Origin of the sequence: Streptomyces sp. NPDC048560, from assembly GCF_040650955.1 — a bacterium.
Taxonomy (GTDB): domain Bacteria; phylum Actinomycetota; class Actinomycetes; order Streptomycetales; family Streptomycetaceae; genus Streptomyces.
In genome coordinates this window covers 60,306-78,155 of sequence record NZ_JBEZIJ010000007.1, presented here as the reverse complement: position 1 = coordinate 78,155, position 17,850 = coordinate 60,306, and the positions used below count along the sequence as shown (strand labels likewise).

17 protein-coding genes are annotated in these 17,850 nt (G+C 70.3%); 16 read left to right on the top strand and 1 reads right to left on the bottom strand.

What is annotated here, in order from left to right:
• Positions 1-36: 36 nt before the first annotated feature.
• The 3 genes from AB0C82_RS19595 to AB0C82_RS19585 all read left to right on the top strand — a co-directional run bounded on the left by AB0C82_RS19595 (position 37) and on the right by AB0C82_RS19585 (position 2,297).
• Positions 37-387: a YnfA family protein gene (locus tag AB0C82_RS19595; protein WP_362843383.1), complete on the top strand. Its 351-nt coding sequence runs from the start codon at positions 37-39 to the stop codon at positions 385-387.
• A gap of 97 nt (positions 388-484) precedes the next feature.
• Entirely contained in the window at positions 485-1,243 is a 759-nt protein-coding gene (locus AB0C82_RS19590; protein WP_362843381.1) for an SDR family oxidoreductase, read from the top strand.
• 169 nt (positions 1,244-1,412) lie between these two features.
• Complete coding sequence (locus AB0C82_RS19585; RefSeq protein ID WP_362843378.1) at positions 1,413-2,297, top strand: hypothetical protein; 885 nt, start codon at positions 1,413-1,415, stop codon at positions 2,295-2,297.
• Between the two features lie 50 nt (positions 2,298-2,347).
• On the opposite strand, the gene AB0C82_RS19580 is transcribed toward AB0C82_RS19585, so the two are convergent.
• Positions 2,348-3,541 (bottom strand): RtcB family protein, encoded by a 1,194-nt coding sequence (locus tag AB0C82_RS19580; protein WP_362843375.1) that lies wholly within the window; start codon positions 3,539-3,541, stop codon positions 2,348-2,350.
• 172 nt (positions 3,542-3,713) lie between these two features.
• On the opposite strand from AB0C82_RS19580, the gene AB0C82_RS19575 reads away from it, so the two are divergent.
• The 13 genes from AB0C82_RS19575 to AB0C82_RS19515 all read left to right on the top strand — a co-directional run bounded on the left by AB0C82_RS19575 (position 3,714) and on the right by AB0C82_RS19515 (position 17,818).
• The gene (locus AB0C82_RS19575; protein ID WP_362843372.1) at positions 3,714-4,520 is read left to right on the top strand and encodes a DUF3558 domain-containing protein; all 807 of its coding nucleotides are present in this window, start codon (positions 3,714-3,716) and stop codon (positions 4,518-4,520) included.
• Between the two features lie 160 nt (positions 4,521-4,680).
• Complete coding sequence (locus AB0C82_RS19570) at positions 4,681-5,502, top strand: DUF3558 family protein (protein WP_362843369.1); 822 nt, start codon at positions 4,681-4,683, stop codon at positions 5,500-5,502.
• Positions 5,503-5,738: 236 nt separating this feature from the next.
• Positions 5,739-7,133, top strand: a complete 1,395-nt coding sequence (locus tag AB0C82_RS19565; RefSeq protein ID WP_362843366.1) for a DUF2637 domain-containing protein — start codon at positions 5,739-5,741, stop codon at positions 7,131-7,133.
• Positions 7,134-7,789: 656 nt separating this feature from the next.
• Positions 7,790-8,875 carry an SMP-30/gluconolactonase/LRE family protein gene (locus tag AB0C82_RS19560; RefSeq protein WP_362843363.1) on the top strand — a complete coding sequence of 362 codons (1,086 nt, stop codon included), beginning with the start codon at positions 7,790-7,792 and terminating at the stop codon, positions 8,873-8,875.
• A complete protein-coding gene (locus tag AB0C82_RS19555) occupies positions 8,872-10,308 on the top strand; it encodes an MFS transporter (RefSeq protein WP_362843360.1) in 1,437 nt (478 codons plus the stop codon). The genes AB0C82_RS19560 and AB0C82_RS19555 overlap by 4 nt, the downstream gene beginning before the upstream one ends.
• Positions 10,309-10,357: 49 nt before the next feature.
• Positions 10,358-11,386, top strand: coding sequence for an AfsA-related hotdog domain-containing protein (locus tag AB0C82_RS19550; protein ID WP_362843356.1), 1,029 nt, complete (start codon positions 10,358-10,360; stop codon positions 11,384-11,386).
• A 9-nt stretch (positions 11,387-11,395) separates the two neighbouring features.
• Complete coding sequence (locus tag AB0C82_RS19545; protein WP_362843353.1) at positions 11,396-12,052, top strand: HAD-IA family hydrolase; 657 nt, start codon at positions 11,396-11,398, stop codon at positions 12,050-12,052.
• 88 nt (positions 12,053-12,140) lie between these two features.
• Positions 12,141-12,845: a 3-oxoacyl-ACP reductase FabG gene (fabG, locus tag AB0C82_RS19540; RefSeq protein ID WP_362843350.1), complete on the top strand. Its 705-nt coding sequence runs from the start codon at positions 12,141-12,143 to the stop codon at positions 12,843-12,845.
• 79 nt (positions 12,846-12,924) lie between these two features.
• On the top strand, positions 12,925-13,368 hold the full coding sequence (locus AB0C82_RS19535) for an ester cyclase (protein WP_362843347.1): 444 nt from the start codon (positions 12,925-12,927) through the stop codon (positions 13,366-13,368).
• A 70-nt stretch (positions 13,369-13,438) separates the two neighbouring features.
• Positions 13,439-13,705: an acyl carrier protein gene (locus AB0C82_RS19530; RefSeq protein WP_362843344.1), complete on the top strand. Its 267-nt coding sequence runs from the start codon at positions 13,439-13,441 to the stop codon at positions 13,703-13,705.
• Positions 13,698-14,921 carry a beta-ketoacyl-[acyl-carrier-protein] synthase family protein gene (locus tag AB0C82_RS19525; RefSeq protein WP_362843342.1) on the top strand — a complete coding sequence of 408 codons (1,224 nt, stop codon included), beginning with the start codon at positions 13,698-13,700 and terminating at the stop codon, positions 14,919-14,921. Before AB0C82_RS19530 ends, AB0C82_RS19525 begins: the two co-directional genes overlap by 8 nt.
• Positions 14,918-16,042: a beta-ketoacyl synthase N-terminal-like domain-containing protein gene (locus AB0C82_RS19520; protein WP_362843340.1), complete on the top strand. Its 1,125-nt coding sequence runs from the start codon at positions 14,918-14,920 to the stop codon at positions 16,040-16,042. The genes AB0C82_RS19525 and AB0C82_RS19520 overlap by 4 nt, the downstream gene beginning before the upstream one ends.
• Positions 16,043-16,141: 99 nt before the next feature.
• The gene (locus AB0C82_RS19515) at positions 16,142-17,818 is read left to right on the top strand and encodes an NAD(P)/FAD-dependent oxidoreductase (RefSeq protein WP_362843337.1); all 1,677 of its coding nucleotides are present in this window, start codon (positions 16,142-16,144) and stop codon (positions 17,816-17,818) included.
• Positions 17,819-17,850 lie beyond the last annotated feature (32 nt).

The window sequence follows — 17,850 nt, the reverse complement described above, 5'->3', positions numbered from 1 at the left end:
ACGGCCCACCCGGGCTCCCCGTGAAACGCTCCCCCCATGCTCGTCGCGCGCTCCATCGCCCTCTTCGCCGTCGCCGCCCTCTTCGAGATCGGCGGAGCCTGGCTCGTCTGGCAGGGGGTCCGGGGCGGCGAGTCGCAGGGCGGGCGGGGATGGATCTGGATCGGCGCGGGTGTCGTCGCCCTCGGTCTCTACGGATTCGTGGCGACGCTCCAGCCGGACGGCGAGTTCGGCCGCATCCTCGCGGCGTACGGCGGCGTGTTCGTCGCGGGCTCCCTGGCCTGGGGCGTGGTCGCCGACGGATACCGCCCCGACCGCTGGGACGTGATCGGCGCACTGGTCTGCCTGGCCGGGATGGCCCTGATCATGTACGCCCCCCGAGGCCGGTAGCCCGGGCCTGGCCACCGCCCCCGCCGGCCGGTGACCGGACGTTCCGCCGGCTTGCCTATCCTTGGCCCGTACCGATCAGCCGTCCGAGGAGATCGCCATGGCCGCCACCCCCATCGCCGTCATCACCGGTGCGAGCAGCGGCATCGGTGCCGCGACCGCCCGGCAGCTCGCAGCCGCCGGCTACCGCGTCGTGCTCACCGCCCGCCGCAAGGACCGCATCGAAGCGCTCGCCGCGGAGATCACCGAAGCGGGCCACGAAGCGACGGCGTACGCCCTGGACGTCACCGACCGGACCGCGGTCGACGAGTTCGCCACGGCCTTCCGTTCGCTGGCCGTCCTCATCAACAACGCGGGCGGCGCGCTGGGCGCCGACCCCGTCGCCACGGGCGACCCCGAGGACTGGCGCCAGATGTACGAGACGAACGTCATCGGCACCCTCAACGTGACCCAGGCCCTGCTGCCCGCGCTCACCGCGAGCGGAGACGGCACGATCGTGATCCTCTCCTCCACCGCGGCCCTCACCTCCTACGAGGGCGGCGGCGGCTACGTGGCCGCCAAGCACGGCGAGCACGTCATCGCCGAGACCCTCCGCCTGGAGATCGTCGGCACCCCGGTCCGCGTCATCGAGGTCGCCCCCGGCATGGTGAAGACCGAGGAGTTCGCGACCACCCGGTTCCGTGGGGACACCGAGAAGGCCGCCAAGGTCTACGCGGGTGTCGACGCCCCCCTCACCGCGTCCGACGTGGCCGACACGATCACGTGGGCGGTCACCCGCCCCAGCCACGTCAACATCGACCTCCTGGTCGTCCGCCCCCGCGCCCAGGCCTCCAACTCCAAGATCCACCGCTCGCTCTGACCAGGACGGCAACCACGGCCTGATCCCCCGTGCGGGTGAAGCGAACCGATCACCCGCACGGCGGCCGAATCCTCTGCCTAGGCTCCTTCACAACAGCACACACGACGGCCCTCGGTCAGGACGGCAATCCCGACCAAGGGCCTCACCATCAAGGAAGTGACGCTTCCCCATGGCTGAAGGTGACCCTAGCGCGCCTGCGCTTTTCGAGATCAGCGATCTCACGCTCACATCCACGTCCTTCATGGACCTCGAGGACCCACGCTATGCGTACATGTTCGGCTTCCTGCAGGCCGACGGCCACCTCGCCGCAGGAACCGGGCAGAAGGGGCGACTCACCGTCGAGATCAACGTGCGGGACATCGCGATCCTCCGCGAGTTCCAGCACCTGACGCCCTACAACAGCAGCATTACCGAGCGAATCCGCTCCACGAATTTTTCGGAGCGCCATCACTCCGCGACATGGACCGTGTGCTCCCTCGAAGCCCGGACCACGATCAACCAGCTCGGCATCCCGTACGGCTGCAAGTCGAAGAAGATCACTCCACCACGTACGGAGTTCTCGCGCCGTGACTACCTTCGCGGCGTCATCGATGCCGACGGCTCGGTCGGGTACACGGGCCAGGGATTCCCGTTCCTCTCCCTGGCGACCGCGAGCTCTGCCGTAGGGGCCTACCTGTGCCACTACGCGAAGAAGGTCACAGGTGCCGGACGTCAGATCAAGCGCAACAACCGCGACGCGATCTACAACATCATGTACGCGAAGGAAGCAGCCATGAAGCTGGCTGCCCACCTCTATTACCCGGGCTGCCTGGCCCTGGAACGCAAAAGAACAGCCGCCGAGTCTCTCGCCTCCTGGGAGCGTCCACCAGGTATGCGCAAGGAGCGATCGACCCGACGGTGGAAAATCTGGGAAGACCGCATCCTGCTGAGTCTGAACGACGACGCCGCATCAGCTGCCGAGCTGGGCCGCACCGAGGCCGGCTGCTCGGTCCGCCTCTGGCGACTGAAGACCGGAGCAGTGAAGCGGCCCCCGCCCGCCCCGACCGAGCTGTAACCCGATTGCCCCATCCGAGGGGGCTGGCGGACCAGGCCGCCTCCCTCGGCTCAGCCCTTGACGCAGACGAACTGCTTGAGCTTTGCGACGACCTCCACCAGGTCACGCTGCTGCTCCATCACCTGCTCGATCGGCTTGTAGGCCGCAGGGATCTCGTCCACCACGCCGGAGTCCTTGCGGCACTCCACGCCCCGCGTCTGCTCCTCCAGGTCCTTCGCCGTGAAGCGGCGCTTCGCCGCGCTGCGGCTCATCCGCCGACCAGCTCCGTGCGAGGCCGAGTTGAAGGCCTTCTCGTTACCGAGGCCCTTCACGATGTACGAGGACGTCCCCATCGATCCCGGGATGATCCCGTACTCGCCGGAGCCCGCACGGATGGCACCCTTACGCGTCACCAGCAGGTCCATGCCGTCGTACCGCTCCTCGGCGACGTAGTTGTGGTGACAGCTGATCTCCGGCTCGAACGTCACCCGCGCCTTCTTGAACTCCTTACGGACCACGTCCTTCAGGAGGCCCATCATGATCGCGCGGTTGAGCTTCGCGTACTCCTGCGCCCAGAACAGGTCGTTCCGGTACGCGGCCATCTGCGGAGTGTCCGAGACGAAGACGGCCAGATCCCGGTCGACCAGACCCTGATTGTGCGAGAGCTTCTGTGCCACACCGATGTGGTGCTCAGCCAGCTCCTTGCCGATGTTCCGAGATCCCGAGTGAAGCGTGAGCCACACAGAACCATCACCATCCAGCGACGTCTCAATGTGATGGTTTCCCGATCCGAGCGTTCCCATCTGCTTTGTGGCACGTTCCTGACGGAATTTGACCGCATCGGCGATCCCGTCGAACCGCCCCCAGAAGTCGTCCCAGCCCGCCGTAGGGAAACCGTGCAGCCGCCCCGGCTCGACCATCTCGTCGTGCATCCCCCGGCCCACCGGAATGGCCTGCTCGATCTTCGAGCGCAGCCGCGACAGATCACCCGGCAGATCGTTTGCTGTCAGGGACGTCTTCACCGCGGACATCCCGCAGCCGATGTCCACGCCCACCGCCGCCGGACAGACCGCGCCGTGCATGGCGATCACCGAACCGACGGTGGCGCCCTTGCCGTAGTGAACGTCCGGCATGACGGCGAGACCCTTGATCCACGGCAGCGTCGAGACGTTGCGCAGCTGCTGCATCGCCCCGGCCTCGACCGACGCCGGATCCGCCCACATGCGAATCGGAACCTGCGCCCCCGGTACCTCTACATACGACATAACCCCTCAATTCCCCCGTAAAAGAATGAAAACGCAAAACTGGCACCAAGATCGACGAACACGTCGGTCGACCGGCATTCACAGCTGCGCGTGCGATACACATTGTGTCCACCGGCCGCTGTCGAGCGGCAACCTGTTTTCATAGCGAACGGAGCATGGAACCGTGCGACACATGGCGTATGTACCCGGCGTCGCGCTGCTCGCAGCGCTCGTCGCCGGCTGCAGCGCGGGCTCGGACGGCGCGACCGACGACGCCGACAGCAAGCCGGGCGGCCCGGCGGCCCCGGCCGCCCAGCCGGGCAAGTACCGGACCCTGCCCGAGCCCTGCCGCGCGGTTCCTCGTGCCACCCTCAAGGACCTCCTGCCGGGCCTCGCCGAACTGCCCGAAGAGCAGCAGGAGAAGGTGTACGAGGGCACGGCCGCCGTCACCTACGACACCGACCGCAAGGTCGGCTGCCGCTGGAAGGCCGACTCCCCGGACATGTCCCGGAACCTCGTCATCGACTTCGAGCGCGTCGTGTCGTACGACCCCGCGGTGAGCGACGACAACCGGGCCGCCGAGGTCTACACGAAGAAGGAGACCGCGGCCGATCTGCCGGCCGCCGCCACTCCCGGCGGGGAGACGGCGACGGGCGGGGGCTCGACGCCGACCACCCCGCCGGCCGGCGAGAACACGGGCGCGGACGACACGACCGCCCCCACCGGCACCACAGGCACCCCCGGCACGCCTGCCGAGGACCTGCAACCGCGTGTCCTGGACGGCCTCGGGGACGCGGCGTTCCTGGACGACGCGCTCACCCGGGCAGGTTCCACGGCACAGCACCGCACGGTCAGCGTGGTATTCCGCACATCGAACGTCATCGTGACCGTCCACTACACCGAGCAGCCGGCCCTCGTCACCAAGGTCCCGGACAGCAAGGAACTGCAGGAAAAGGCACGGGCACTGGCCCGGAAGCTGGCCGAGACGCTCAGCGAATAGCCTTCCCCCGGCGGCCGGCGACCCACGGCGTCCGCCTTCGCGAGGTATACGGCCGAGGCGGCATCCGGCCGCCGTCCGTCGTACCGTGGCCCTTCGGCCACCCTGCCCGACCCGACCGAAGACCCGCACGAGACCGCCGTGCCATCCGAGTGAAGGAACCATGCACCGATCAGCTCCGCGCCTGTCCCGCATACTCGCCTGCGCCGCCGTCCCGCTGATGCTGGTCGTCGCCGGCTGCTCGTCGGACGACGGCAAGAAGGACTCGGACGCCTCCGCCTCGGCGAACGCGAAGCCGACGGTGCCGACCGTCCAGCCGGCGAAGTTCGACAGCCTTCCCGACCCGTGCAAGGCGCTCGCGAAGAAGACGGTCTCCTCCCTGGTCCCCAAGGCGAAGACCAAGAGCGGCACCCCGGGCAAGTCCAGCGACGTCTCGGCACGCGCCGGCTGCTCCTGGAACGGTCTGGACGACAACGGCGTCAAGGGCTCGCAGTACCGCTGGCTCGACGTGGGCTTCACCCGCTTCGCCTCGGACCAGTCCCTCGGCAGCGGCTCCGAGCGCGCCACGGCGGACTACACGAAGCAGGTCGCCAAGGCCCAGGCCACCGAGGACGCGCAGAAGCTGGAGACCACGGCCGTCGACGGTGTCGGCGAGCAGGCCTCCGCCGTCACGTACGACCTCAAGAAGACGAGTGAGAACTTCGAGTACGCGACGGTCGTCGCGCGCACGGGGAACGTCGTCGTGACCCTCACCTACAACGGCGCGGGGTACGCGGGCGCGAAGACGCCTTCCGCCTCCGACATCCTGAAGGGTGCCCAGAAGGCGGCGAAGGAAGCCGTCGCGGCCGTCGCCGCCGCCAACGCGGCCGCCGACGACGATGACTCCGCGGGCACCAAGGTGCCCTCGAAGGGCAAGACCTCGGCCGCGCCGACCTCGAAGTCGTCCAAGTCGACGTCCAAGTCGTCCACCAAGACCAGGTCCTAGGCACCGGGGACCGGGGCGCCGGAAACCGTCCGCACATCGTGACGTAGCCCGGCGCGAACCCCAACGCCCCTGCCCACAGGCGCTTTCACGAAGCCCGGCTGCCCCTCGGGAGCCGGGCTTCCCCCCTCCCCGCGCAACCGCCGCGCCGCGCATGTGCCAGGCTGTGCCCGCGCCGGACGTCCTGAGTCGGGCGAGAGGGCAGCAGTCAAGGACAGAAGTCGGGGAGGGGATCGCGCGTGGCCGCGATGCAGCTGACACGCACGCACCGGATACTCATCGGAATCGTCGTCGCCGGTGCGGTGCTCATCGCCGCGATCGGGTTCGCGGGCTCGTACGCGGCGGTCCGTGAACTGGCCGTGGAAAAGGGCTTCGGCTCCTTCTCGTACGTCTTCCCGATCGGCATCGACGCGGGCATCTGCGTCCTGCTCGCCCTCGACCTGCTGCTGACGTGGATGCGCATCCCGTTCCCGCTGCTGCGCCAGACCGCCTGGCTGCTGACCGCCGCGACGATCGCCTTCAACGGCGCCGCCGCCTGGCCCGACCCCCTGGGTACGGGCATGCACGCGGTCATCCCGATCCTGTTCGTCGTCTCCGTCGAGGCCGCCCGCCACGCCGTGGGCCGGATCGCGGACATCACGGCCGACAAGCACATGGAAGGCGTACGCCTCACCCGCTGGCTGCTCTCCCCGATACCCACCTTCAAGCTGTGGCGCCGGATGAAGCTGTGGGAGCTGCGCAGTTACGAGCAGGTCATCAAGCTCGAACAGGACCGGCTGATCTACCAGGCGCGCCTGCAGGCCCGGTACGGCCGGAGCTGGCGCCGCAAGGCCCCGATCGAGTCACTGATGCCGCTGCGTCTGGCGAAGTACGGCGTCCCGCTCGCCGAGACCGCCCCCGCGGGACTCGCCGCGGCCGGCATCGAACCCGCCCTTCTGCCGCCGGCCCCGGCGCAGGCCGCCGCCCCGGCTGTCGCCGCCGCCGTGGAAACGGCCCCGCAGGCCGAGCTCGCGTACGCCCCGCAGCAGGAGCAGCGCGAGCAGCAGGAGCCGCAGGAGCAGTACGCCAAGACGATGCCCGGCGAGTGGGCCGAGGAGCAGCAGCCGGTTCAGCAGGCCGTGGAGGGCCCGGTCTCGCATGACAGCCCGTGGTTCGCGGCGCAGGCTGTGGACGGGGTGTACGAGGGTTCGTACAACCCGACGTACGTGGAGGGGCTGGAGCCCAGCCCGGTGATGATCCCGTCGGGCCCCGGGGGCCGCACCCGGCCGCTGGGCAACGTCGGCACGATCGGTGCGGTGCCCGGTCCGCGTACCGAGCAGGTGCCGCCGGCTCCCGAGGCCGACGAGGTGCGGGACCCGGTTCAGGAGCAGCAGCCGAAGCCTGTCGTCGATGCCGCCGAGGAGTGGGCCGAGGAGTGGGTGCAGGAGGACGCGGAGTTCAGCGAGATCGCCTACCAGGTCTTCGCCGCGTTCGTGACCCAGCACAGCACGTATCCCAGCATCGAGGTCCTCGACATACACCTGTCGGACGGGCACAACGTGCGGCACCCGCGCAGCACGGCTCTCCTGCGCCAGTTGATCCAGGGTTTCAAGAACCGCTACCACGCCGAACTCGAGGCCGAACACATCGCGTGACCTCGCCGGACCACGGCGAGAGCAACGACTGAGGGCCGTCACCCGTGTCACCGGGGTGGCGGCCCGGCTGCGTTCGCGGCCTGACAGGCCGTCGCGTACGCGCTGTGGGTGTCAGGCGTCCTGATGGCCGAGGGGTGCGCACCCTCCATGCGGTGATCGCCGGCCGGGCCAACGCCCCCGCTCATCGCTCAGGCCGGTTCTGCGGGACGTGCGCGGGCTCGCGGAGACCGGCCCGGGTGGTCACGTCCGCCGCCCGCCGCCGGCACCCGATCGCGCACGCCACCAGGGCCTTTGGACCGGTGTGATCACCGATGTCCCGGCACGGCACGAAGCTCTCCCGCGGGCAGGCCGCCCCTCCGGCAGGAGCCGTGGAACCCGGCGCCCCGCCCGACGGGAATGTGTCGAAGGAGGCATTCCCGGTACGTCCTAGGTCCTCTACATATCGCGCGGCGGCCGACCTAAATTCGATGGTGTGCCGCAGTGGACGCGCCCCAGGGCGAGTCGCGGCACGGCATATGCACCGTCCTTGCACCGACCGTTGCGCCGCCGCAGTCCGCATTCTCCGTGCGCATTCTTCCCCCCATTTTCACGGAGTCCGGATTCCGCCGACCCACCATGAGAGGAACACCGTGTCCCGCGCCCTTCCGCTAAGAGCCGTGCTCGCCTCCGCGGCCGTTCTCACGGCGATCGCGCCGATTGCCCTCCCGGCCCCCGCCATGGCGAATTCGCCCGCCCCGGCGGCTGCTGCCGCCGGCCGTCACGCCGGTCCGGATGTGATCAGCACCCAGGCGGCCGACGTCTACCCGGAGGGCGTCGCCTGGGACCCCACGCGTCGCGCCTTCCTGGTGGGCTCCGCCCTGAAGGGCACCCTCTCGGTGATCCGGCTGGACGGCACCGTCAAGGAGCTCGCGCCGAGCATCGGCATGGTGTCCACACTCGGCATCCGGGTGGACACCGCGCGCAACCGCATCCTCGTCGCCTACAGCGACTTCTGGATCCGCCAGCGTCTGGAGGTCGGGGACCAGCCCCCGACCTCGGGTGTGGCCGTCTTCGCTCTGGACACCGGCAAGCTGCAGCGCCGTATCGATGTCGCCCAGGGTCTCCCGCGGACGTTCGCCAACGACCTGACCTTCGACCCGCAGGGCAACATCTACGTCACGGACTCCGTGTCGGACACGCTCAAGCGGATCGACCTCGCCGGCCACGTCACCCCGGTGGTGACGGACCCCCGCTTCGCCGCGCAGATCGTCGGTCTGAACGGCATCGTGTGGCACCCGGACGGCTATCTGCTGGCCGTTCGCTACGACGACGGCCGCATGTTCCGGATCCGTCCGGACGCCCCGGCCGACCGCAAGGTGGCCGAGGTGAACCTCCCTGAGCCGCTGGTGGGCACGGACGGGCTCGGACTGCGTTCCGACGGTTCCCTGGTCGTCGTCACCAACTCCATCGGTGCCGCCGTCGGCGCGCCGGGCGGAGTGGACGCCGTCAAGGTCGTGGGTTCGCGCGACGGCTGGCGCAGCGCCACCGTCCGTTCCCGGGTGGATCCGTGGCCCGTCGGCGGCCCCACGACGGTGGCCGTGACGCCGTACGGCGACTACGTCCTCAGCGGCGAGGTGGGCACGGTTCTGGTCGGGAACACCTCGGACCGGATCGTCCTGCGTCGCATTCCCTGCTCGGCCGCCAAGTTCGAGGGCCAGGTCACGAGCAGCACCTCCACGAGCAGTAAGGGGAACGTCCGATGACGACAACCAAGAGCCGAGGCGTTCTCTGGGCGTTGATCGCCACCTCTCTGCCCATGTTCATGGTCTCGCTGGACAATCTCGTCGTCACGAACGCGCTGGCGGAGATCAGCCAGGACTTCGACGTCAAGCAGTCCGAACTGCAGTGGGTGATGAACGGCTATGTGCTGGCCTTCGCGGGTCTGCTGCTGGCCGGTGCGGCGCTGGGTGACCGGTTCGGCCGCCGCCGGGTGTTCCTGGGCGGCATCGTCCTGTTCACCGTGTCCTCCGTGGCCTGTGCGATGGCCGACTCGGTCGTGACGCTCGTCATCGCCCGGGTGTTCCAGGGCGCGGGCGCGGCAGCCATCCTGCCGGTGTCACTCACTCTGGCCGTCGGCGCGGTCTCCCGTGCGCAGCGGAACCTGGCTGTCGGGGTGTGGGGCGGCGTCAACGGCCTCGGTATCGCGGCCGGTCCGCTCGCGGGCGGTCTGGTGACCGAGAAGATCTCGTGGAGCTGGATCTTCTGGATCAACGTGCCGGTCGGCGTGATCGCCCTGCCGCTCGCGCTCTGGGCGGTCAGCGAGAGCCGGGGCAAGGAGCGGAGCCTCAACGTCCCGAGCATGGTGCTGGTGACCGCTTCGGTCGTGTCGGCCGTCTGGGGCATCGTGTCGGCCGCCGACCACGGCTGGACCCACACCGCCACCCTGACCGGGCTGTCCCTCACGGTGGTTCTGGCGGTGGCGTTCATCGTGTCCGAGCGGAACAGCAAGCACCCGCTCATCCCCTCTCACATGTACCGCGCGCCGGCCTTCGTGCTGAGCAACGTGGTGTCGATCACGATGTACTTCGGCGTCTTCGGGTCGATCTTCTTCCTCACGCAGTTCCTGCAGGGCCCCATGGGTTACTCGCCCTTCGAGGCGGGTCTGCGGACCATCCCGTGGACGCTGGCGCCGATGTTCGTGGTGCCCATCGCCAGCCAGTTCGTGGACCGTATCGGCGGCGGAGTGCTGCAGGCCGCGGGCTGCGCGCTGCAGGGCATCGGGCTCGGCTGGATCGCCCTGGTCGTCACGCCCGACGTCGGTTACGGCGCTCTGGTGCCCGCGCTGGCGCTGGCCGGCATCGGTATGGGGCTGGTCTTCGCGGGCAACCCCGCCACGGTGATCTCGGCGGTCCCGGAGAACGAGCAGAACAAGGCGTCCGGCGCCAACAACACCAGTCGCGAGTTCGGCGGTGCGCTGGGTGTCGCCGCACTCACCACGGTGTTCAGCCGCCAGTTCGCCGACAACACCTCGGGCGACCCGGCCGCGGCGTTCACCGACGGCCTGGAGGCCGCCCTGTGGATCGGCGTGATCGTGGTGATGATCGGCACGGTGAGCGGCCTGTTCATCAGGCGGAGCGCGGAGCGGGCCGGCGACGAGGCGGCCGAGGAGAACCAGGTGTCGGTCCCGGTCAGCTGACCGGCCCGCCGCCCGGCAGACCACCCCGAGAACTGGTTCGGAGGAACTGATGACCACCCAGGTGATGGAAGACGCCACGACGTCCGTGGTCCCCGCCATCGAGTACGGCCGCACGATCGAGCGCTCCCTCGCCCACCGCTCCGCGATCTCCGAGGTCTTCGTCACGGACGTCAGGAGCCTGCGGCCGATGGCGGTGACAGCGGGCATCCACCTGCCGCTCACCCACCTCTACTACAGCGACCACCGGCAGCAGCCGAAGCTGCACGACTCCCTGCTGCTGCTGGAGGCGGGGCGTCAGGCGGCGATCGCCGGTTCCCACACCAACGCCGGAGTTCCGGCGGGAACCATGGCCATCGTGCACGCCTTCCAGTTCTCTCTGCGGAATCTGCACGCGCTGCGGATCGGCGGCGAGCCCGGGCCGCCGAGGGTCGACACCGACTTCTTCGGCAAGACCGCGCGGCACAGCGGGCGTTACCGCAAGGGCCGGCTGGAGCAGCGGATCTTCATGGGTGACGTGCACGTCGCCGATCACTCCATGGACGTGCTCTTCCTCAAGGGGGACGAGAACGAGATCCTGCGGCACGCCCAGCGCGGTACGCCCGCGCCGCTCAGCTCGGACTTCACCGAGGCGCCGGGCGCGGTGAAGCGGGTGGCGCCGGAGCTGGTGGGCCGGGACAACCCGTTGAACGTCGTGCTCACCGAGCCGGAGTTCTCCGCGGACTCCGTCACGGCCCGGGTCGCGGCGCGCTTCGACAACCCGGCGCTGTTCGACCACGTCTACGACCATCTGCCGGCCATGACCCTGGTGGAGGCGGCTCGCCAGCTGGCGCTGCTGACGGTGGGGGCCGCCGGGGCCGCGACGTCCGCGGTGTCCGGCTCCGGCTCCCTCTGCGCGGTCGGTTACGAGGGCGGGTTCGAGCGTTTCGCCGAACTGGACGTGCCCCTGACGGCGACCGCGACCCCGGTCGCCGCCGGGGCGGGGCAGCACGCGATACGGGTCCGCTTCCGCCAGGACGCACAGGACATCGCGGAGCTCACCGTCACCGTCGCCGACGTCTCCCACCTCAACGGATCCTGAGGACCTGCCATGTCTGACACCACACCACCCCGACTGGCCGTCTGGTCGGACTTCGGCGGGGTCCTCACCCCTCCGCTCGCGCACACCATGAAGACGTTCTGCGCCTCGGTGGGCGTCGACCAGCAGGTGCTCTCGCAGGCCCTGGCCACGGTCACCGCCCGTTACGGCACCAGCGACATCATGGAGCCGATCGACACCCCGCTGGTGACCGAGGAGGAGTGGCTCCGGGAGATCGGCGACGTGCTGGAGGCCGAGCACGGCGTCACGCTCCGCCTCACCACGATGGCGGATGCCTGGTTCGACGGGCGGGAGACCAACCACGACTGGGTGGCCCAGCTGCGCAAGGCGCGGGAACGCGGGGCGTTCGTCGGGATGCTGTCCAACATGGTGCCCGCCTGGGACCCGTACTGGCGGCGCATGATCGAGCCCTCCGGGCTCTGGGACGACGTGATCCTCTCGTTCGAGGTGGGCCACCGCAAGCCGTCACCCGGCATGTTCGAACTCGCCGCGCGGCGGGCCGGCGTTCCCGCGGAGCGCTGTGTGCTCGTGGACGACCTCCCGCAGAACTGCGCCGGCGCCGAGGCGGCCGGCTGGCAGTCGGTGCTCTTCCTCGACGCCGAGAGCGCCGGCGCCCAGCTCACATCCCTGTGGGAGGGCGTCTCGTGAGGCGCCCTTCCCCGAACCCGAGCACGGGCCCGACCGCGGTCCGGCCCCGGCCGACAGGCCCGCGGTACCCCACCAGGAGGAAGTACATATGAGCCGCTCCGTACTCGTCACCGGCGGAAACCGGGGCATCGGGCTCGCCACCGCGCGGGCTCTGGCAGCCGAGGGCCACAAGGTGGCCGTCACCTACCACAGCAGCGAGCCCCCGCCCGGTTTCTTCGCCGTACGGTGCGACGTGACCGACCCCGCCCAGGTCAAGGCCGCGGTCGAGGAGGTGTCCATCCAGCAGGGTGCCGTCGAGGTCCTGGTCTCCAACGCGGGCATCACCCGTGACCAGTTGCTGATCGGGATGCCGGAGGAGGACTTCCGGGCCGTGATGGAGACCAACTTCCAGGCGGCCGTGACCGTCACCCGCGAGGTCGTCCCGGCGATGATCAAGGCCCGCTGGGGCCGGCTGATCTACATGTCGTCCATCAACAGCATGTCCGGCGCGCCGGGGCAGACCAACTACGCCTCCGCCAAGGCGGCGTTGATCGGCTTCGCCCGCTCGCTCGCCATCGAGCTGGGGCGGCGCAACGTCACCGTCAACGTGGTGGCCCCCGGAATGATCGAGACCGACATGGTCGAGCACGTCACCGACGCGCGCCGGGAGGCGGCCCTGGCGAGGACCGCCCTGGCCCGCACCGGCACCCCCGAGGAGGTGGCCGCGGCCGTGCGCTTCCTCGCCGGCGAGGACGCCTCGTACGTGACCGCCGGGGTCATTCCGGTGACCGGCGGGCTGGGCGCCGGGCACTGAGCTGCCCCGCGGGCCCGCGACCGACAGATTTCCGGGGTATCGCCCCGGGTTCCCATCCCACCGTTCGAGGAGCAATCAGATGAGCACGGAAGCACTCGACCTCTCCATCAACATGGGCCTGATCTTCAACGACCTGAGCGAGGAGGCCGCCCTGAAGTACGTCGCGGACGACTTCGTCGACCACGAGGCGCAGGCCGGCGTCCCCGGGGGCCCGTACGGCTACCTCGGCACCGCGCGCTGGGTGCACAGCGCGTTCAGCGGTGCCAAGTGGGAGCACCTGGACAGCTTCTCCGAGGGGGACCGCGCCGTCCTGCGGCTGCGCTTCACCGGCAAGCACACCGGCGACTTCCTGGGCATCGCGGCGACCGGCAACGACGTGGACGTCGAGCAGAGCCACATCTACCGGATCGAGAACGGCAAGGTCATCGAGCACTGGGGCTTCCGCCAGGACCTGCTGCTGCTGACGCAGATCAACGCGATCACCCTCGTGCCGCCGACCCCGCCGGCCCCGCCGGCCGTCTGATCCGTCCGGCCCGTCTTCTGAGACCTGTCCCGAAACCCCTTCACGTTCTCTCCTTACGAAAGGACCCATCATGACCGTGCAGACCGTGGACCTGGATGCCGAGCTGCGGATCCGCGTCATCGACATCGTCAACGAGGAACTGGAACTGGAAGAAGGTGAGCTGACCGAGGACGGTCTGTTCATCGAGGACTACGACAGCGACTCGCTCACGCTGATAACCGTGGTCTCCCGGATAGAGAAGGAGCTCGGCTTCGTCCTTCCCAAGGAGGAGCTCGAGTCCCTGACCACGCTCCGCGCGCTGCTGCTCGCCGTCGAGGGATGCGCGCGGAATGCCTGAGTCGACCTTGCGCCGAGTCGTCATCACGGGGCTCGGAGCGGTCAGCCCGGTCGGAATCGGCGTGCGTGACTTCGCCGATTCCCTCCGGGCGGGCCGGGTCGGCATCGGGCCGGCCCGCAGCTTCGACGCCACTCCGTTCCCCAGCCGCAAGGCCGCCGAGGTCGACGACTTCGATCCGGCCGCCCTCCTCCACCACCTCGATCCCGAGCGCTGGGGCCGAAGCGCGCTCCTGGCCGCCGCCGCCTCCCGGCTGGCGGTCGAGGACTCCGGCATCGACCCGCTGCTCCTCTCCGCTGGCCGTTCCGGCTCGATCATGGGCACCACCAGCGGCGAGTCCGCGGTGGCCCAGAGTCTGGGCGGCCAGTGGGTCACCCAGGGCCTGAAGGGCCTGGAGCCGCGCCTGGTCGGGCAGTTGCCCGCCGGCCAGATAGCGGGCGCCGTCAACGCCGAACTCGGCCTCAGCGGCGACGCGCAGACCATCCCGACCGCCTGCTCGGCCAGCAACTACGCGCTGGGGTACGCCTTCGACATGGTGCGCCTGGGCGAGGCCGACTTCATGCTGGCAGGCGGCGCCGACTCGGTGAACCGGCTGACCCATGCCGGGTTCTACGCCCTGGGCGCCATGGCGGAGGACCTGCCGCAGCCGTTCGACGCCAACCGTTCGGGCATCATCACCGGCGAGGGCGGGGCCGCGCTGCTCCTCGAACCCCTCGACCACGCACTGGCCCGCGGTGCCCGCATCTACGCCGAGGTGCTCGGGTACGCCGCGAACTGCGACGCGTCCCACATGGTGCACCCGGACGCCACGAGCATCGCGGACTGCATCAAGGCCGCGCACCGCAACGCCGGTGTCGTCCCCGAGCAGATCGACTACATCTGCGCCCACGGCACCGGCACGCCGACCAACGACGCGACCGAGGTCCGGGCGGTCCGCCAGGTCTTCGGTGACCGGCTGCCGCCGATCAGCTCGATCAAGTCGATGCTCGGCCACACCATGGGCGCGGCAAGCGGCTTCGGCGCCATCGCCTGCTGCACCGCCCTGGAAGAGGGCTTCCTGCCGCCGACCGCGAACCTGGTCGAGACCGACCCGGAGCTGGGGCCCGGCGTGGACTGCGTCCCGGGCCGGGGCAGGGACGCCCGGGTGGAGATCGTCCAGAACCACGGCTTCGCCTTCGGCGGCAACAACGTCATCACCATCCTCGGGAGGTACCTGTGACCACGGCCGCGCGCGTGCAGCCCCTGCCGGTCGTCGGCGTCGGAGTGGTCTCCAGCGCGGGCTACGGTCTGGCGCCCCTGGCCGGAGCGCCGGCCCGGGACTCCGCGCCGGCGCCCGGGGCCGGAGCGGACGCGGCGTACCCGCCGCGTCCGGTCCGGCCGGTCCCCGATTTCAGTGCCGCCGAGCACCTGGGGCGCAAGGGCACCAAGAACCTGGACCGGCTGGCCGGTCTGAGCCTGGTCGCCTGCAAGCAGGCGCTCGAAGCGGCAGGCCCGGCCGCGGCCGGTACGGACCCGGCCAGGACCGGCGTGGTGCTGGCCACGAACACCGGCAGCATCGCGGGGTACTCCGACCTGCTGTACGAGACGCTCACCCTGGACAAGCCCTACCTGATCAACCCGGGCAAGTTCGCGGGCAGCGTCATGAACTGCAGCGCCGGCCAGATGGCCATCCGGCACGGGCTCAAGGGCCTGAACGCCACGGTGGCCGGCGGTCGCAGCGCCAGCCTCTACGCCTTCCGGCACGCGAGGCTCGCCATGGCGGCGGGGCGCGCCGAGGAACTGCTCGTCGGCGGCGCCGAGGAGCTCAGCGCCCCGACGGCCTGGGCCTGGCACCACGCCGGAACGCTGCGGGAGGCCGCCCCCGTCGGCGAGGGCAGCGCCGTCTTCGTCGTCAGGGCCGAGGAGTCGGCCGGGGAGCCGGTCCTCGCGGAGCTGCTGGCCTGTGAGGTCGGTTTCTTCGGCTGGACCGGGGTCCACCGTCGGGCCGGAGTCCACCGCGGCCTGACGAACGGCCTGGTCACCGCGATCACCCGGGCACTGGAGCGCAGTGGGGTGGCGGCGGAGGAGGTGGCCGACGTGTCACTGGGCGCCGGCGACCACATCGGGCTCGACCGGGTGGAGGAGCGTGCTGTGCGGCTCGCCCTCGGCCGGGTGCCGGAGCCGGTGCGGGTCACCGAGGTGCTGGGCGAGACGTACAGCGCCGGCGGTGCCATGCAGCTCGCGGCTCTCCTCGCCCGCTGGCAGAGCTCGCCCGGCAGCGGCGGGCCGCGCATCGGTCTGATCACTTCGGTCGGCCACGACGGCAACGCCGGTGCGCTGGTCGTACGCGAGCGGGTCTGAGCCCGCCGGCAGGGAGCCGGCAGGAACCTGAGCGGCCCGGCAGTTGACGGCAATCGGGGGCCCTGAGTCCCGCCTACAAGAACAGGACGGTTGAGCCGCATGGTGAAGCGGGATGAGTGGGACGCCATCGTCGTCGGAAGCGGCATGGGCGGCCTGGTGTGTGCGGCGTACCTGGCCGTGAGCGGCCGCCGCGTGCTCGTGCTGGAGCAGCACGACGTGGCGGGTGGCAACAGCCATGTCTTCCGCCGCCGCCGGGCCTACGAGTTCGACGTGGGCGTCCACTACCTGGGCGACTGCGGTCCGGGCGGGCTGCTGCCGGCGATCTTCTCCGGTCTGGGGCTCGGCGGACGGGTGAGGTACCGGGAGATGGACCGGGACGGCTTCGACCGGATCGTCCTGCCCGGTCTCACGGTGGACGTGCCCGTGGGGTGGGAGGCGTACACGCAGCGGCTGACGGCGGCGCTGCCGTCCCAGCGCGAAGGCATCGAGCGGTTCACGCGGATCTGCGCGGCCGTCGCCGCGGAGACCCGTTCGATGATGCTGTCGGACGGTGAGCCGTCGCTGGCCGATCTGCTGGCGCGCACGCCGGTCACCGCCGAGTGGGGCCGTCGTACGCTCACCGAGCTCTTCGACCACTGCGGGCTGACGCCGCGGGCCCGTACGGTGCTCGCCGCCCAGTCGCCCAACTACGGGATGGGGCCGCGCCAGGCGACCGTCTCCACCCACGCGGCCGTCACGGACCACTACCTGCGGGGCGCCTACTACCCCGAGGGCGGCGGCCAGGTGCTCGCCGCCGCGCTGGTCGAGGCGCTGGAGGCGCACGGCGGGGAGCTGCGGACCAAGAGCCGGGTGGAGCGCATCCTCGTCGAGGACGGCAAGGCCACCGGGGTGGGGATGACGGGCGGTGACGTCCACAGCGCTCCCCTGGTCGTGTCGAACGCCGACTACTCCCGGACCGTGTTCGACCTCGTGGGCGAGGAGCACTTCGGCCGCAGGGTGGTGTCGAGGACCCGGCAGGCGAAGATGGCGCTGCCCCTCGCCACGCTCTACATCGCGACGGACAAGGAGCTGCCGGCCCGCCCGAACGCCAATCTGTGGTGGTACCGGGACGACGACATCGAGGGCTACTACGAGCAGGTGGCGAAGGAGAGCATCAGCCCGGTGCCCTTCCTGTTCGCGTCGTTCGCCTCGCTGAAGGACCCGGGCACCGCGGCCGTCGCCCCGCCGGGGCACAGCAACTTCCAGGTGATGACGCTGTGTCCGCCCGGGTACGACTACTGGGGGGTGAACAAGGGGCCGGCGGCCGGCGAGCGCTACCGGCGCAACGACGGCTACCAGCGGCGCAAGGCCGAGCTGACCGAGTCGATGCTGAGCGCGGCGGAGGAGGCACTCGGCCCGTTCCGCGAGAACATCGTGCACCTGGAGACGGCGACCCCCATCACGCACGAGCGCTACACGCTCGCCACCGGCGGGACGCCGTACGGACTGGCCGAGTGGGGTGGCACGGGCAGCCGCCCGGACACCCGCACCAGCATCGAGGGTCTCCACATGGTGGGCACCAACACCCGGCACGGCACCGGGATCACCGGCTCCGCGGCCGGCGGCATGGCGCTGGCCGGACAGATCCTGGGCCGGGGCCTCATGGCCGAGGTCCACCGGGGCGCGCTCCTGGGCGACCCGGATCTGCTTCCGGAGCGCGAGGAGGGCTGGGACCCGCTGGCCGTCTCCCGCGGTTCCGGCCGGCGCAACGCCCGTGGACTGGCCCGGATCGGCTGATGCGAAGGATGGGACCGAGGAAGCCCCGGGGA

Bases quoted from the DNA above. Each gene is read 5' to 3' on its own strand.
- AB0C82_RS19590 (WP_362843381.1), top strand. From the start codon at position 485: ATGGCCGCCACCCCCATCGCCGTCATCACCGGTGCGAGCAGCGGCATC.
- fabG (WP_362843350.1), top strand. From the start codon at position 12,141: ATGAGCCGCTCCGTACTCGTCACCGGCGGAAACCGGGGCATCGGGCTC.
- AB0C82_RS19515 (WP_362843337.1), top strand. From the start codon at position 16,142: ATGGTGAAGCGGGATGAGTGGGACGCCATCGTCGTCGGAAGCGGCATG.
- AB0C82_RS19555 (WP_362843360.1), top strand. From the start codon at position 8,872: ATGACGACAACCAAGAGCCGAGGCGTTCTCTGGGCGTTGATCGCCACC.
- AB0C82_RS19575 (WP_362843372.1), top strand. From the start codon at position 3,714: ATGGCGTATGTACCCGGCGTCGCGCTGCTCGCAGCGCTCGTCGCCGGC.
- AB0C82_RS19595 (WP_362843383.1), top strand. From the start codon at position 37: ATGCTCGTCGCGCGCTCCATCGCCCTCTTCGCCGTCGCCGCCCTCTTC.
- AB0C82_RS19570 (WP_362843369.1), top strand. From the start codon at position 4,681: ATGCACCGATCAGCTCCGCGCCTGTCCCGCATACTCGCCTGCGCCGCC.
- AB0C82_RS19535 (WP_362843347.1), top strand. From the start codon at position 12,925: ATGAGCACGGAAGCACTCGACCTCTCCATCAACATGGGCCTGATCTTC.
- AB0C82_RS19550 (WP_362843356.1), top strand. From the start codon at position 10,358: ATGACCACCCAGGTGATGGAAGACGCCACGACGTCCGTGGTCCCCGCC.
- AB0C82_RS19580 (WP_362843375.1), bottom strand. From the start codon at position 3,541: ATGTCGTATGTAGAGGTACCGGGGGCGCAGGTTCCGATTCGCATGTGG.
- AB0C82_RS19530 (WP_362843344.1), top strand. From the start codon at position 13,439: ATGACCGTGCAGACCGTGGACCTGGATGCCGAGCTGCGGATCCGCGTC.
- AB0C82_RS19545 (WP_362843353.1), top strand. From the start codon at position 11,396: ATGTCTGACACCACACCACCCCGACTGGCCGTCTGGTCGGACTTCGGC.
- AB0C82_RS19585 (WP_362843378.1), top strand. From the start codon at position 1,413: ATGGCTGAAGGTGACCCTAGCGCGCCTGCGCTTTTCGAGATCAGCGAT.
- AB0C82_RS19525 (WP_362843342.1), top strand. From the start codon at position 13,698: ATGCCTGAGTCGACCTTGCGCCGAGTCGTCATCACGGGGCTCGGAGCG.